We start from the raw sequence: 15,450 nt of genomic DNA on the forward strand, positions 1-15,450 counted from the left end.
AGAACGATGAAGCCGATGAAAAACCTGCTGCTGATGGGGCTGCTGTCCGCGCTGGGGGCCGGCGGGGCGCTGGCCGCCGAGCGCTCGCACTTTACGCACTTTATCACTCGCGACGGCGCCACCCTCAAGGACGGCGACAAGGTGTTTCGTTTCGCCGGGATCCACGCGCCGGAGCTGCACCGCATTGAAGACGACGCCCGCGGCCCCTGCAGGGCAGACCCGCGCGGCTGGGGGCAATACTTTAAATGGCCAACGGCCCAGGAGCAGCAAAACTGGATCCAGGCGATGGTGCAAACCGGGGCGAAAGCCCAGCGCGTCTACGTGCTGTCGGTGCAGCAGGAATTTGATAAGGCCTGCGGGCGTGAGACCCATATTCTGGCGCCGGAAACGGCGGACGGCATGCCGCGGCTGAATGAGAAAGCCATGCGGGTGTATGACAACATGATTGCCGAAGCGGATAAACAGGGATTGCGTCTGATCCTGCCGTTTATCGACCACTGGTGGTGGTGGGGCGGGCGCGAGCAGCTGGCGGCGTTCTATCATGAAAAAGCGGAAGACTTTTATCGGACCGATAGCAAGACCTTCAAAGCCTATCTGGATGTGATCCGCCAGGTTATCACCCGGACAAATACTGTCACCGGCCGCGCCTATTATGATGAAAAGGCGATCATGGCCTGGGAAACCGGTAACGAGCTGGAGGATACCAACGCCGATTTCCTGCATCAGACCGCGGCGTGGATTAAAAAATGGGCCCCTCATCAGCTGGTGGTGGATGGCACCTATAAGAAAATCAATTCCTTTGCGCTGACCGACCCCAATGTGGATATCGTCAGCAATCACTATTACACCAATGCCGATAATAACCATCCCGGGCAGGTGACGCAGGATCTGCGCGCCGTCGGCGGGCAAAAAGTCTATCTCGTCGGCGAGTTTGGCCTGCTGCCGGCGGATCAACTGAACGCCATTATGCAGTCGATTGTTCACAGCGAGGTCAACGGGGCGCAAGCCGCCGGCGGGCTTATCTGGGGCTTCCGCGGCCATCGTCACGACGGCGGCTTCTACTGGCATAAGGAGTCGACCGGGCACTACAGCTACCACCTGCCGGGGTTTGCCAAAGAAGGCGAAGCGAACCAGGAGCAGGCGGTGGTCGATCTGGTGCGCACCGCCGCGGCGCAGATGGCCGGGCAGCAGACGATGGCGCCGCTGCCGAAGCCGGAGGCGCCTTTGCTGCGCGAGACCACCTCGCCCTTCGCGATCAACTGGATGGGCGCTGCGGTGGGACGCAGCTACGATGTCGAACGCGCCGCCTCACCGACCGGGCCGTGGACGGTGGTGGGCCGGGATATCTCCGATGGTGTTAACGAATGGAATCCGGAAACCATGGTTCTGTTCCGCGACGATTATCGTCAGCTTCAGCTCGGGCATACGTATTACTACCGGGTGACGGCGAAAAACGAGAGCGGTCGTTCGGCTCCTTCCAATGTGATTAGCGTGCAGCATAGCGAGGAGAATCAGCCGCCGGTTGTCACGCTGGAACCGGCCCTAACCACCACGCAGGACCAGGGCGTCGAGCTTACTGCCAGCTGGCAGGACGATGGCCTGCCGTCGCGAGAGGTTAAGGTGGGCTGGCAGCACGCCGGCGATGGCCAGGTGCATTTCTGCCATGCCGATCGGGCTCAAACCCGGGCCTGGTTTACGGCGCCAGGCACCTATGCGCTGACGTTCACGGCGGACGATGGGCTGCTGAAAAGCAGCAAAACCGTGACCGTGACGGTAGGCGAGGCGACGGGGAAAGCGCCAGCGGATTTTTGTCGTTATCACGGCGAAGTTTATGGCGTGGCTGAGGGGCGGCTGACGGTGATGAAGAGTGATAAAGACGCGCTGACAGTTGGTGAGGACGGCTTCCTCGGCCCATTTGCCAACGAGGGGGATAAGGTCAGCTGGCAGGTGCAGGCGCCGTGGAGCGGTCAGTTCCTGCTCAATGTAACCTTCAACGGCAAATGGGGCGGTAAGCAGAACTCATTTGTCGTCAACGGGGGCGCTCCGCAGACCGTGGCCTTCCCGCAGACGGATGAGCAGGGCCAGCAGCTGCGGATACCGGTGACGCTTAACGCGGGGACTAATCAGATTGACTTCGGCCGCTTCGCCGGCGACTGGGGCTATATGTTCATTAAATCGATCGAAGTGGTCGCTGAGTAGTACGTTCAGGCTGCGCCAGACGGGCGCAGCCTTTTTTCGAAGGAGAGGTTATGCAGCAGTATCAGTTTCCGCAAGGGTTCCTGTGGGGGGCGGCGGCGTCCGGCCCGCAAACGGAAGGGGTCACCAATAAGCGCCATCGTTCCATCTGGGACAGTTGGTTTGCCGAACAGCCGGAGCGATTTTATCAGCAGGTAGGGCCGCAGACCGTGTGTGATACTTATCATCAGTATCCGCAGGACGTGGCGCTGATGAAACAGACCGGCTTCAACTCATTTCGTACCTCGATACAGTGGTCACGACTGATCGCTGATTTGGAAACCGGCGCGCCGGACCCGGACGCGGTGCGTTTTTATCACGCCTATCTGGATGAGATGATCGCCAACGGCATTGAGCCGATGATCAATCTCTACCACTTTGATATGCCGGAAGCGCTGCAGAAACAGTACGGCGGCTTTGAATCGGCGCACGTAGCCGAGCTGTTTGCCCGCTTTGCCCGCACCGCCTTTAGCCTGTTTGGCCATAAGGTTAAATACTGGATAACCTTCAACGAGCCGATTGTGCCGGTTGAGGGAGGCTACCTGTACGACTTCCACTATCCATGTAAGAAAGATGGCCGGCTGGCGGCGCAGGTGGCGTTTAACATTATGCTGGCGCACGCCAAAGCGGTAACGGCTTATCGTGAACTGGCGCTGGCGGGCGAGATCGGCGTGGTGCTCAACCTGACCCCGAGCTATACCCTCACCGACAGCGACGCGGATAAAAAAGCCGCCGGGTATGCCGACCTGTTTTTTAACCGCAGCTTCCTTGACCCGCTGGTAAAACATGAATTCCCCAAAGCGCTGTGCGAGATCCTTGCCGCCCACGACTGCCTGCCGACGACCAGCAAAGACGACGCGGCGTTGATCCTCAGCGCGGATATCGATTTTCTTGGGGTAAACTATTACGTGCCGCGGCGGGTAAAAGCGCGTGAGAGCGAATATGACCTCGATTATTTCACCCCGGAATACTATTTCGAAAACGCGGTGAACCCGCAGGGCCGCTTTAATCCTTATCGTGATAACAACGAGATCCTGCCGCAGGCGATCTATGACATTGCCGCCAATATTCGCGATAACTACGGCAATATTAAGTGGTATCTCGCGGAAATCGGCATCGCGATGGATCGACAATCAGAGGGCGAGCCCGGGGCGGACGGGGTGATAGACGATACTTTCCGCATCCAGCTGATGGAGGAGCATCTGGTGCAGCTGCATCGGGCGATAGCCGACGGCGCGAACTGCTTTGGCGTGCACCAGTGGACGTTTATCGACAACTGGTCGTGGATCAATGCCTTCAAACGGCGCTACGGCTTCTGGCGACTGGATCTGGAGACCGGCGAGCGACAGATAAAACGCAATGCGCTGTGGTTTGCCGAACTGGCGACCAGCAACGGTTTTACCAGCGATAAATAGCGCGCTGCGCCAGCGCTCCCTCTCACCGGCGTGGAAAGGGGGAGCGCGCGAGGTTACACCAGTTCGTCTTTATTAATACCCAGCCGCTTCATGCGTGACAGGAGCGTGGTGCGCTTGAGCCCCAGCCGCTGGGCGGCGCCTTTCGGCCCGGCCACCACGCCGTTGCTCTCCTTCAGCACCCGGACGATCAGCTGATATTCATCCTCACCTTCCTCAGGCAGGACCGCCGGCGTCCGCGGGGCTTCCACGATATCCCGCTCCGGCAGGGAGAGCTGCAGTACGTTGCCGCGGGTGAGCAATACCGCCCGTTCGATAACGTTTTCCAGCTCGCGCACGTTGCCCGGCCACTCCATGCGCGTCAGAGTGCGCAGGGTTTCCGCCGGAATGCTGTCGATATTGCGCCCCATGCGGCGGGCGATTTTAAAGGTAAACGCCTTCACCAGCAGCGGGATATCGTCGGGACGTTCGCGCAGCGGCGGCAGGTGGATCGGGAACACGTTGAGCCGGTAGTAGAGATCGCTGCGGAATTCCCTGTCGATAACCATCTGCTTGAGATCGCGGTTGGTGGCGGCGATCAATCGAACGTCGGTCTGAATCAGCTTGTTGCTCCCCAGACGTTCGAACTCCTGCTCCTGGAGGACGCGCAGCAGTTTGGGCTGCAGTTCCAGCGGCATATCGCCCACTTCATCGAGGAACAGGGAGCTTTTGTCCGCCAGTTCGAAGCGGCCGATACGCTGGGCGCTGGCCCCGGTGAACGCGCCGCGTTCGTGGCCGAACAGATCGCTCTCCAGCAGCCCGGCGGGCATCGCCGCGCAGTTCATCTTCACCATCCGCCGACCGTTGCGTCCGCTGAGGTTGTGGATAGCGCGGGCGATAAGCTCTTTGCCGGTGCCGGTTTCGCCGAGGATCAGCACGGTGCTGTCGCTGTGCGCCACCATCTCTACCTGCTTGAGCACATTGTTCATCGCCTCGCTGCGGCCGATAATCTCCCCGAATTCGCTCTCGACATTATTGAGCTGCTCGGTGAGGGCGAGGTTCTCATCCACCAGCCGCTCTTTCAGGCGCTGAATTTCGCGGTAGGCGAGGGCGTTATCGATAGCGATCGACACCCGCTCGGCGATCTGCCGCAGCAGCTTGAGATTGGTGGTGGTGAAGACCTGTTCGTCGCACTGCGCCAGCTTAAGCACCCCGAGCAGGGTATTGCCGGACATCAGCGGCAGCAGGCACAGGGTCTGGATCTTATTGCCCCACATCTCGAAGAGCATTTTCTCATACGGCGCGAGAGTGTCATGTTCGTGCAGATTAAGCAGCAGCATCTCTTTGCTTTTGAACACGCGCTCGGTGAGGGTGCCGGCTTCATCCACCTCGCTCTGGTCGTGAACCGGGTGGCTGGCGTCAAGATAATGCGTGGAATAGATGTTGAGCTTCCCCTTGCGGTCGCTGCGCAGCACCACGCTGATGGCGTCGATCCGGAAGTAGCGATGGATCTCTTTCGCCACCTCGCTGACCAGCTCGTCGATATCCAGTCGCGAGAGCACCGCGTTGGTGATCGCCACCAGGATGCGAAAGTTGTCGCGCTCGTGGCACAGCAGATCGTAATCGACGTTATTGCTGACCCGGTTCTGAATCTGTTCGGTGACGACGGCGACGATCTGCGCGAAGGTATGCAGCCGCTGGAACTCTTTCTCGCTCCACGGCCGGTTGTCACGGCGGAGGAATTCGCAGCCGCCGAAGATCCGCCCGTCCGCCGCCAGCGGCAGCAGCGAATAGTATCCGAACGGGCGATAGAGCCCGCTGCGGATAAGCTGCGGCCAGGTGTCGGCAAAGGTTTCATGATCGCAATGCAGGGCATCCGGCCGGGAGAGTAAGCGACGCACCGGACCGTGGGCCAGGACGGTTTCATCCTCGTAGCTTACCGGATGGCCGGCCTCATCGCAGGCGTACCTGGCCGCGCGGTGATTACCCGCGTTCCACAGGATGATGGCCGCCTCATCGGCCAGCGCGGACTGTTGCACCAGACGGGTCAGGGTTTCGCTTAGCGCGGCCAGGTCGGGCTGCTGTAATAAAAGCCGGGTGATATCGAACAGCCCCTGCTGGCCGAGATCGCTCATCGGTGTATACGACATTGCTTACGTCCAAAACGCGCCGACAACGCGGCGCATAAGAAAATGATGGTACAAATAATAGTATGTTAATAAAGCGGTTATTGCCGCTTTAACCCATCCATGGGCGCCCGCTGGTTTGGGCAAAATAATTACGCTGGCTTTTTCCCGGCTCGCGCTGCGCTTAGCCGGGCTACCTGTGCGCGCAGTTTTGTAGCCCGGATAAGGCGCCAGCCGCTATCCGGGACCCGACGCCGTCGTTAACAAATTCTCGGCAGCGGTTCGGCGTGGGGAAGATCGAGCGTCCGCTTCACGCCGTACAGCCCAACGGAACGTACGCCCGGGCGGGCGACCACTTCGCCGATTATCGCCGCATCGCGTCCTAACGCGTGAGACCGCAAATGCGCCAGCACGTTTTCCGCCTCGTCGCGGGCGACGGCGAGCACCAGCTTGCCTTCATTGGCGAAGTTCAGGGCGTCCAGACCAAGCAGCTCGCAGACGCCGCGCACTGTGTCGTTGACCGGCAGCGTTGCCTCCTGCAGTTCGATGCCGCAGCCGCTGGCGGCGGCGAACTCATGGGCGACCGCGTTAACCCCGCCGCGGGTGGCGTCGCGCAGGGCTTTCACTCCGCTCAGCGGGCGCAGGGTCTGGATAAGCGGCGTCAGCACCGCGCAGTCGCTGGACAGCGCGCCGTCCAGCCCCATCTGCTCGCGCAGGTTAAGGATGGTGGCGCCATGATCCCCCAGCGTGCCGCTGACCAGCAGCACATCACCGGCGCTAATCTGCTGCGTCCCCCAGCGAACGTCCGCCGGGATGGCGCCGATGCCGGCGGTGTTAATAAACAGCTTATCCGCCGCGCCGCGCGGCACCACTTTAGTGTCGCCGGTGACGATGGCGATCCCTGCCGCCCGGGCGGTGTCGGCCATGCTGGCGACCACCGCTTCCAGGGTGGCCATCTCCAGCCCCTCTTCGAGAATAAAGCCGCAGGAAAGATAGCGCGGGATGGCGCCGCTGACCGCCACATCGTTGGCGGTACCGCAGACGGCCAGCTTGCCGATATTGCCGCCGGGAAAGAACAGCGGGTCAATCACGTAGCTGTCGGTGGAGAAGGCGAGGCGGTCCCCCTGGGCGGCGAGCGCCGCCAGATCGAGGCGCGCCTGATCCTCCTGCTCCGCCAGCCAGGGGTTGGCGAAGGCCTGCATAAACAGGTCGCCGATCAGCTGCTGCATTGCCTGTCCCCCGCTACCGTGGGCTAACTGGACGCTTTTCATACTTCATTTTCCTGACTGCGATATTGATACCAGGCGGCGCAGGCCCCTTCAGAGGAGACCATTAGCGCGCCAAAGGCGCTTTGCGGATTGCAGGTGCTGGCGAAGAGCGGGCACTGGTGCGGTTTACAGCGGCCGGTCAGCACCTCGCCGCAGCGGGCGCGCGGGTCGTCGCACACGCGCTGCGGCGCCGGGCGAAAATGCGCCTCGGCATCGAAGCGCTGATAGGCTGGCGTAAGCTGCACGCCGGAGTCGCTGATGACCCCCAGGCCGCGCCATTCGCTGTCGCCATCCAGGCGGAAGACGTCGGCCATCGCCGCCTGCGCCAGCGGGTTGCCCTCATCCGGCACCACGCGACGGTACTGATTTTCCACATCGCTGCGCTGCGCTATTGTCTGCTCAACCAGCATCAGCGCGCCTTGCAGTAGATCAAGCGGTTCGAAACCGGCGACCACTAAAGGACGGTGATAGTCGCTGGCGATAAAGCCGTAGGCCTCGGTGCCGATCACCATACTGACGTGGCCCGGGGCGAGAAAGGCGTCGATTCCGTTCTCCGGCTGGTCCAGCAGGCTGCGCAGGGTCGGCAGCAGGGTGATGTGCTGGCAGAAAAAGTAGAAGTTATCGACGTTGCGCTCTCGCGCCTGACGCAGGGTCAGGGCGGTAGCGGGCATGGTGGTTTCGAAACCAAGACCAAAAAAGACCACCTCGCGCTGCGGATTTTGCTGCGCCAGCCGCAGAGCGTCCATCGGCGAGTAAACGATGCGGACATCGGCGCCGCGGGCTTTCGCCTGCAGAAGCGAGCCGTTTTTACCCGGCACGCGCATGGCGTCGCCGAAGGTGCAGAAGATCACTCCCGGGCGGCTGGCAATCTCAATGCAGGCGTCGATGCGCCCCATCGGCAGGACGCACACCGGGCAGCCGGGACCATGAATAAATTCGATGTTCTCCGGCAACAGCTGGTCGAGCCCGAATTTAAAAATGGCATGGGTATGGCCGCCGCAGACCTCCATGATGCGCAGCGGTCGCGCGGCGGTGTGCGGCAGCAGACGAGCACGCTGCTGAAGATGGGCCACCAGTTGCATCACCTGTTCGGGGGCGCGGTATTCATCTACGTAACGCATTATCGCTCCTCGCCGTACAGCAGCGCGCCGACGTCCGGCTCCACGTCAAACATATTTTGCAGCGCCTCGAGGGTGTCGCGGGCTTCGGCTTCATTAATGACGCTCATGGCGAAGCCGACATGCACCAGCACCCACTGGCCGAGCCGCGGCTGGCCCTGCTCATCAACGGCGCCGACCAGCGTCAGGTCGACGTCGCGCTGAATACCGCAAACTTCCACCTTCGCCAGCACGCCGTCGATGGCGCAAATTTGTCCCGGAATGCCTATGCACATCGCTGCGTCTCCAGCCAGGTGAGCCATTGCTCCATGCCTTCGCCGCTGGTGGCGGAGACAAGAATAATTTCAATATGCGGATTGACCTCGCGGGCGCAGGCCAGGCACCGCTCAACGTCGAAATTGAGATACGGCAGCAGGTCGACTTTGTTGAGCAGCATCAGGCTGGCGGCGGCGAACATATGCGGATACTTCAGCGGTTTGTCTTCGCCTTCGGTGACCGACAGCACCGCCACCTTATGGCGCTCGCCGAGATCAAAGCTGGCCGGGCAGACCAGGTTGCCGACGTTTTCGATAAACAGAATGCCGCGGTTAGCCAGCGGCAGGCGCGGGGCGGCGTCGGCGATCATCTGGGCGTCGAGATGGCAGCCTTTCCCGGTATTGACCTGAATCGCCGGGGTGCCGGTGGCGCGAATGCGGGCGGCGTCATTGACCGTTTGCTGATCGCCTTCAATCACCGCGCAGTCGGCGCGTCCTTTCAGCCGGGTGAGGGTTTCGGTGAGCAGGGTGGTTTTGCCGGAGCCGGGGCTGGAAACCAGATTCAGCACCAGCTGCTGTTTTGCTGCGAAGCGTGCGCGGTTGCGTGCCGCCAGGCGGTTGTTTTTATCCAGCACGTCGATCTCCACTTCCAGCATCCGCCGTTGGCTCTGCCCCGGGGCGTGGGTACCCGCTTCGCCGTGGCCGTAATGCAGGTCGCCCTCTGGCGTGCGGGTGGGGGCGAAGTGGTCGATTTTGACACCGATGATGGTCATCGTCTGGCGTGGGGCGGGCGCGAAGGGGGCGCTGCGGAACGCGGAATGCGGGTTTCGTTCGTCTCCTTCAATATAGAGGTTGCCTTCGCCACAGCCGCATGTTGTACACATAATTTACTCCAATTCTAAACGCTGAATCTGTAAGCCATCATCCGCCACGATCTGCAGCTGGTCGTTATTGCAGTGCGGGCAGCGGCGAACGTGCTGCGAGACAAGATGGACGTACTGCTGACAGCGATCGCACCAGCATTCAGCCTGTTGTTCGGTGATATGCAATTCACACCCCTCCGCCAGCGTGCCGCGGCAGACCAGCTCAAAGCAGAAGGTCAGGGCGCTGGCTTCCACGCAGGAAAATGCGCCGACCTTAAGCCACACGCCGGTAACCCGCCGCGCGCCGGCCTGCTGCGCCTGTTGTTCAATAATTTCCAGCGCCCGCTGGCTGAGGGTGATTTCGTGCATAGTCGCCTCCGTATCGCGATGCGCCTTCTATGCAATAACGATGCCAGAATGAAATCGTCGTGGCAGTCAATGTCGATGTCGACGCCCCGGGGCTGTCATCGACATGTCGCATCGGCAGAGGTCGATAAAAAAACATAGTTAAATCAATTAAATAAAACCTGGCATGAAAAATGCTTAGAGGGTGCATCTCATGCTACGGAGAAACCGATATGACTATTTGGGAAATAAGTGAAAAGGCGGATTACATCGCCGACCGTCACCGGCAGCAGCAGGAGCAGTGGCACATCTACTGTAACTCGCTGGTTCAGGGGATCACCTTGTCGAAGGCCCGCCTGCATCACGCGATGAGCTGCGCGCCGGACAAAGAGCTGTGCTTCGTGCTGTTCGGCCATTTTCAGGTGTTCGTCGCCCTCGCGGAAGGCTTCAACAGCCACACCATCGAGTACTACGTCGAAAACAAAAACGGCGGTGATAAGTATCTGATTGCTCAGGCCACCCTCGCAATGGATGGCACGGTGGACGGCCGCATCAGCAACCGCTCCCGCGACCAGGTGCTGGAGCACTATCTGGCGATTATCGCCACCGTCTATGACCGTCTGTATGACGCCATGGAACAAGACCAACCGGTGGATTTAAGCCATCTGGCGCTGACCCACTGATCGTAAGGTGTCGACACGTGTCGAAAATGACACCTGCGCAACCTGATTTCGTCAAAAATGACTTTCACCCGAGGATGACCCGGTGAACCGTTTTGTAATTGCTGACTCCACTGTCTGTATCGGCTGCCGCACCTGCGAAGCCGCCTGCTCTGAGACGCATCGCCAGCACGGCCTGCAGGCTATGCCGCGGCTGCAGGTGATGCGTAATGAAAAAGAATCGGCACCGCAGATGTGCCACCACTGTGAAGATGCTCCCTGCGCCACCGTCTGCCCGGTTAACGCAATCCAGCGCGTCGATGGCGCGGTCCAGCTCAACGAGAGCCTGTGCGTAAGCTGCAAACTGTGCGGCATTGCCTGCCCGTTCGGCGCCATTGAATTTTCCGGCAGCCGCCCGCTGGATATCCCGGCGAATGCCAATACCCGGCTGGCGCCCCCCGCGCCGCCGGCGCCGGCGCGCGTCAGCTCGCTGCTCGACTGGGTACCGGGCGTGCGCGCTATTGCCGTGAAATGCGACCTCTGCCACTTCGATGACCAGGGCCCGGCCTGTGTGCGGACCTGTCCGACCAACGCGCTGATGCTGGTGGATAGCCGTGATATCGCCCAGGCCAGCAAGCGTAAACGCCAGCTGACCTTTAATACCGACCTTGGCGACTTGTCGCTGTTCCAGGCGCAACAGGGGGAGAGGGAATGAGTGTAATTGGATTAGTGAATCAGGCGGTGGCGTGGTATGCCGCCAGCGCCGTACTGGCCTTTCTGTTTGCCATGCGCAAACCGCTCAGCGGCGCCATTGCCGGGATCGGCGGCGCGGTGGCCAGCGCCATGCTGGTGGTCGCCGGCGGCGCCGCGCTGCTGATGCCGGAGCGGATCCACGGCGGCATGCTGCAGTTTCTCCACCTGACGATACGGGTGGGGGGCGTCAACGCGCTGTGGCTGCTGGCCATCGGCCTGTCGGCGCTGCCGGTGTCATTGTTCAATATTAGCTGGCATCGCCACCCGCAGGTGAAGGCCAACGGCCCGCTGGTCAACCTGCTGCTGGCCGCCGCGACCTGCGCGGTGGTGGTGACCAATATCGGTTCACTGGTGGTGATGGCGGAGATCATGGCGCTCTGCGCGGCATTTCTCACCGGCTGCGCCGCCTCCGGTAAGCTGTGGTTTGCGCTGGGGCGTCTCGGTACTTTGCTGATGGCCTGGACCTGCTGGCTGGTGTGGTCAACCTACGGCACCCTCGAGCTGGCGCAGATCAACCTTCAGGCGGTGGATATGATGCAGAACCCGCTGCTCTGGCTGCCGGGTCTGGTGGGGTTCGCCCTGCTGGCCGGGGCGATCCCGCTGCACGGCTGGGCGCCGCAGGCCCACGCCGGGGCCAGCGCGCCGGCCGCCGCGCTGTTTTCCACGGTAGTGATGAAAGTCGGTCTGTACGGCATGCTGACCGTTTCGCTGGCCGGCGGCGTGCCGCCGCTGTGGTGGGGCGTGATGCTGCTGGCGCTGGGGATGATCACCGCCTTTATCGGCGGACTGTATGCGCTGATGGAGCATAACATTCAGCGCCTGCTGGCCTATCACACCCTGGAGAATATCGGCATTATCCTGCTGGGGCTGGGCGCCTTCGTCACCGGCGTGGCGACCCGCAACAGCACGCTGATGGTGCTGGGCTTTATCGGCGGCATGTATCACCTGATTAACCACAGCCTGTTCAAAACCACGCTGTTCCTCGGTGCCGGAGCGGTGTGGTTCCGCACCGGCCATCGCGATATCGAGAAGCTGGGCGGCATCGGTAAAAAAATGCCGCTGATCTCCCTCGCCATGCTGGTGGGGCTGATGGCAATGGCGGCCCTGCCGCCGCTGAACGGCTTCGCCGGCGAATGGGTTATCTATCAATCCTTCTTCAAAATGAGTACTGGCGACCTGTTTATCGGCCGTCTGCTGGGGCCGCTACTGGCCGTTGGCCTGGCGATCACTGGCGCACTGGCGGTGATGTGTATGGCGAAAGTCTACGGCGTGACCTTCCTCGGCGCGCCGCGGACGAAAGAGGCGGAAAACGCCACCTGCGCCCCCTGGCTGATGACCCTGAGCGTGGTGCTGGCGGCGGTGTTCTGCCTCGTTGGCGGCATCGCCGCGCCGTGGCTGCTGCCGCTGGTGAGCGGCGCCTTCCCGGTGCAGGCTCAGGTATCGAGCGTGGTGTCGCAGCCGATGATCGCGCTGCTGCTTATCGCCTGCCCGCTGCTGCCGTTCCTGCTGATGATCTTCTTTAAAGGCGATCGCCTGGCGGCGCGCTCGCGCGGCGCGGCGTGGGTCTGCGGTTACGACCACGAGCAGTCGATGGTGGTAACGGCCCACGGCTTTGCCATGCCGGTGAAAGAGGCCTTTGCGCCGCTGCTGAAGCTGCGTCACTGGCTGAACCCGGTGCGTCTGGTGCCGGGCTGGCAATCGGCCTCGGCGCCGGCGCTGCTGCGCGGGATCGCGCTGGTTGAGCTGGCGGTGCTGGTGGTGATTGTCATTTCGCGAGGAGCCTGAGAATGAGTCTGTTAATTGCATTGCTACAGGCGCTGGTGCTGTTTGCCGTCGCGCCGCTGTTGTCCGGGATCGTTCGCGTCGCCCGCGCGCGGCTGCATAACCGCCGTGGACCGGGGGTACTGCAGGAGTATCGCGATATCCTGAAACTGCTGGGCCGCCAGAGCGTCGGTCCTGACGCCTCGGGCTGGGTGTTTCGCCTGACGCCGTACGTCATGGTGGGCGTGATGCTGACCATCGCCACCGCGCTGCCGGTGGTGACGGTAGACTCCCCGCTGCCGGTGCTGGGGGATCTCATCACCCTGATCTACCTGTTCGCCATCGCCCGTTTCTTCTTTGCCATTTCCGGTCTGGACACCGGCAGCCCGTTTACCGCGCTGGGCAGCAGTCGCGAAGCGATGCTCGGCGTGCTGGTGGAGCCGATCCTGCTGTTGGGCCTGTGGGTGGCGGCGCAGGTCGCCGGCTCGACCCATATCAGCGCCATCACCGATACCCTTTACCACTGGCCGGCGGCGCGCAGCATTCCACTGATTCTGGCGTTATGCGCCTGCGCCTTCGCCACCTTTATCGAGATGGGCAAACTGCCGTTCGATCTGGCGGAAGCGGAGCAGGAGCTGCAGGAAGGGCCGCTGTCGGAATACAGCGGTAGCGGCTTTGGCATCCTGAAGTGGGGCATCAGCCTCAAACAGCTGGTGGTGCTGCAGATGTTTGTCGGGGTCTTCTTCCCGTGGGGCCAGATGACCAGCTTCAGCGTCGGCGGCCTGCTGCTGGCGCTGGTGGTCGCCATCGTTAAGCTGGTGGTTGGGGTGCTAATTATCGCGCTGTTTGAAAACAGCATGGCGCGTCTGCGTTTTTGTGCCACCTCCCGCGTCACCTGGGCCGGGTTTGGTTTCGCCTTTTTAGCTTTCGTCTCCTTGCTGGTGGCGTGATTAAGAGAGTTTGAGCATGTCTGAAGAAAAAATCGGTCAACACTACCTTGCGGCGCTGCACCAGGCCTTTCCCGGCGTGGTGCTGGACGAAGCCTGGCAGACCAAAGACCAGTTAACCATCACCGTGAAGGTCAACTACCTGCCGGAAGTGGTGGAGTTTCTCTACTACCAGCAGGGCGGCTGGCTGTCGGTGCTGTTCGGCAACGATGAACGTAAGCTCAACGGCCACTACGCGGTCTATTACGTGCTGTCGATGGAGCAGGGCACCAAATGCTGGATCACCGTGCGCGTGGAAGTGGACGCCAACAAACCGGAATACCCGTCGGTGACGCCGCGCGTCCCGGCGGCGGTATGGGGCGAGCGCGAAGTGCGTGATATGTACGGCCTGGTGCCGGTCGGCCTGCCGGACGAACGCCGGCTGGTGCTGCCGGACGACTGGCCGGACGAACTCTATCCGCTGCGCAAAGACAGCATGGATTATCGCCAGCGTCCGGCGCCGACCACCGACGCCGAAACCTACGAGTTTATTAACGAGCTCGGCAGCAAGAAAAACAACGTGGTGCCGATCGGCCCGCTGCACGTCACCTCTGATGAACCTGGCCACTTCCGCCTGTTCGTTGACGGCGAGAACATTATCGACGCCGACTACCGCCTGTTCTACGTCCATCGCGGGATGGAAAAGCTGGCGGAAACCCGCATGGGTTATAACGAAGTGACCTTCCTGTCGGACCGGGTGTGCGGCATCTGCGGCTTCGCCCACAGCACCGCTTACACCACCTCGGTGGAGAACGCGATGGGCATCGTGGTGCCGGAGCGGGCGCAGATGATCCGCGCCATTCTGCTGGAGGTGGAACGCCTGCACTCGCACCTGCTGAACCTCGGTCTGGCCTGCCACTTTACCGGCTTTGACTCCGGCTTTATGCAGTTCTTCCGCGTGCGCGAAACCTCGATGAAGATGGCTGAGATCCTTACCGGCGCGCGTAAAACCTACGGCCTGAACCTGATCGGCGGGATCCGCCGCGACCTGCTGAAAGAAGACATGATCCAGACCCGTCAGCTGGCGCAGCAGATGCGTCGCGACGTGCAGGAGTTGGTGGATATGCTGCTCAGCACGCCGAATATGGAACAGCGTACCGTCGGTATTGGCCGTCTGGACCCGGAAATCGCCCGCGACTTCAGCAACGTCGGCCCGATGGTGCGCGCCAGCGGCCACGCCCGCGACACCCGCGCCGACCACCCGTTTGTCGGTTACGGCCTGCTGCCGATGGAAGTCCACAGCGAGCAGGGCTGCGATGTGATATCTCGCCTCAAGGTGCGGATCAACGAGGTTTACACCGCGCTGAATATGATTGATTTCGGTCTCGATAACCTGCCGGGCGGCCCGCTGATGGTGGAGGGGTTCACCTATATTCCGCACCGCTTCGCGCTGGGCTTCTCCGAGGCGCCGCGCGGCGACGATATCCACTGGAGCATGACCGGCGACAACCAGAAACTGTACCGCTGGCGCTGCCGGGCGGCGACTTACGCCAACTGGCCGACCCTGCGCTATATGCTGCGCGGCAACACCGTTTCCGATGCGCCGCTGATCATCGGCAGCCTCGACCCGTGCTACTCCTGTACTGACCGCATGACCGTGGTCGATGTACGCAAGAAGAAGAGCAAAGTGGTGCCATACAAAGAGCTGGAGCGCTACAGCATCGAGCGTAAAAACTCGCCGCTGAAATAAG

13 protein-coding genes are annotated in these 15,450 nt (G+C 61.5%); 7 read left to right on the forward strand and 6 right to left on the reverse strand.

Features of this window, described 5'->3' with window-relative positions:
- Positions 1 to 6 precede the first annotated feature (6 nt).
- Both AB1E37_RS05275 and AB1E37_RS05280 read left to right on the forward strand, forming a co-directional pair.
- Positions 7 to 2,199: a CBM35 domain-containing protein gene (locus AB1E37_RS05275; RefSeq protein ID WP_032448040.1), complete on the forward strand. Its 2,193-nt coding sequence runs from the start codon at positions 7 to 9 to the stop codon at positions 2,197 to 2,199.
- Between the two features lie 50 nt (positions 2,200 to 2,249).
- A complete protein-coding gene (locus AB1E37_RS05280) occupies positions 2,250 to 3,650 on the forward strand; it encodes a glycoside hydrolase family 1 protein (RefSeq protein WP_002914970.1) in 1,401 nt (466 codons plus the stop codon).
- 53 nt (positions 3,651 to 3,703) lie between these two features.
- Here AB1E37_RS05280 and flhA read toward each other — a convergent pair whose 3' ends face one another.
- The 6 genes from flhA to hypA form a co-directional block, all read right to left on the reverse strand.
- Positions 3,704 to 5,776, reverse strand: coding sequence for a formate hydrogenlyase transcriptional activator FlhA (gene flhA, locus AB1E37_RS05285; RefSeq protein WP_004174677.1), 2,073 nt, complete (start codon positions 5,774 to 5,776; stop codon positions 3,704 to 3,706).
- 236 nt (positions 5,777 to 6,012) lie between these two features.
- Entirely contained in the window at positions 6,013 to 7,023 is a 1,011-nt protein-coding gene (hypE, locus tag AB1E37_RS05290; RefSeq protein ID WP_009308481.1) for a hydrogenase expression/formation protein HypE, read from the reverse strand.
- Positions 7,020 to 8,141: a hydrogenase formation protein HypD gene (hypD, locus tag AB1E37_RS05295; protein ID WP_032448039.1), complete on the reverse strand. Its 1,122-nt coding sequence runs from the start codon at positions 8,139 to 8,141 to the stop codon at positions 7,020 to 7,022. Before hypD ends, hypE begins: the two co-directional genes overlap by 4 nt.
- Positions 8,141 to 8,413 carry a HypC/HybG/HupF family hydrogenase formation chaperone gene (locus AB1E37_RS05300; RefSeq protein ID WP_002914934.1) on the reverse strand — a complete coding sequence of 91 codons (273 nt, stop codon included), beginning with the start codon at positions 8,411 to 8,413 and terminating at the stop codon, positions 8,141 to 8,143. Before AB1E37_RS05300 ends, hypD begins: the two co-directional genes overlap by 1 nt.
- The gene (hypB, locus tag AB1E37_RS05305; RefSeq protein ID WP_032448038.1) at positions 8,404 to 9,276 is read right to left on the reverse strand and encodes a hydrogenase nickel incorporation protein HypB; all 873 of its coding nucleotides are present in this window, start codon (positions 9,274 to 9,276) and stop codon (positions 8,404 to 8,406) included. The genes AB1E37_RS05300 and hypB overlap by 10 nt, the downstream gene beginning before the upstream one ends.
- A 3-nt stretch (positions 9,277 to 9,279) precedes the next feature.
- Positions 9,280 to 9,624 (reverse strand): hydrogenase maturation nickel metallochaperone HypA, encoded by a 345-nt coding sequence (gene hypA, locus AB1E37_RS05310; protein ID WP_004145778.1) that lies wholly within the window; start codon positions 9,622 to 9,624, stop codon positions 9,280 to 9,282.
- A 209-nt stretch (positions 9,625 to 9,833) separates the two neighbouring features.
- Between hypA and hycA the strand changes: the two genes are divergently transcribed.
- The 5 genes from hycA (at position 9,834) to hycE (ending at position 15,449) form a co-directional block, all read left to right on the forward strand.
- Positions 9,834 to 10,283, forward strand: a complete 450-nt coding sequence (gene hycA / locus AB1E37_RS05315) for a formate hydrogenlyase regulator HycA (RefSeq protein WP_002914925.1) — start codon at positions 9,834 to 9,836, stop codon at positions 10,281 to 10,283.
- 82 nt (positions 10,284 to 10,365) lie between these two features.
- Positions 10,366 to 10,974: a 4Fe-4S dicluster domain-containing protein gene (locus tag AB1E37_RS05320; protein ID WP_004151047.1), complete on the forward strand. Its 609-nt coding sequence runs from the start codon at positions 10,366 to 10,368 to the stop codon at positions 10,972 to 10,974.
- On the forward strand, positions 10,971 to 12,797 hold the full coding sequence (gene hycC / locus AB1E37_RS05325) for a formate hydrogenlyase subunit 3 (RefSeq protein ID WP_004890213.1): 1,827 nt from the start codon (positions 10,971 to 10,973) through the stop codon (positions 12,795 to 12,797). Before AB1E37_RS05320 ends, hycC begins: the two co-directional genes overlap by 4 nt.
- 2 nt (positions 12,798 to 12,799) lie before the next feature.
- Positions 12,800 to 13,723 (forward strand): respiratory chain complex I subunit 1 family protein, encoded by a 924-nt coding sequence (locus AB1E37_RS05330; RefSeq protein WP_004149485.1) that lies wholly within the window; start codon positions 12,800 to 12,802, stop codon positions 13,721 to 13,723.
- 16 nt (positions 13,724 to 13,739) lie between these two features.
- Positions 13,740 to 15,449, forward strand: coding sequence for a formate hydrogenlyase subunit HycE (gene hycE / locus AB1E37_RS05335; RefSeq protein ID WP_004151044.1), 1,710 nt, complete (start codon positions 13,740 to 13,742; stop codon positions 15,447 to 15,449).
- The last annotated feature ends 1 nt before the right edge of the window (position 15,450 follow it).

It is taken from the genome of Klebsiella sp. Shm-1 (assembly GCF_040804525.1).
Classification (GTDB): Bacteria; Pseudomonadota; Gammaproteobacteria; order Enterobacterales; family Enterobacteriaceae; genus Klebsiella; species Klebsiella pneumoniae.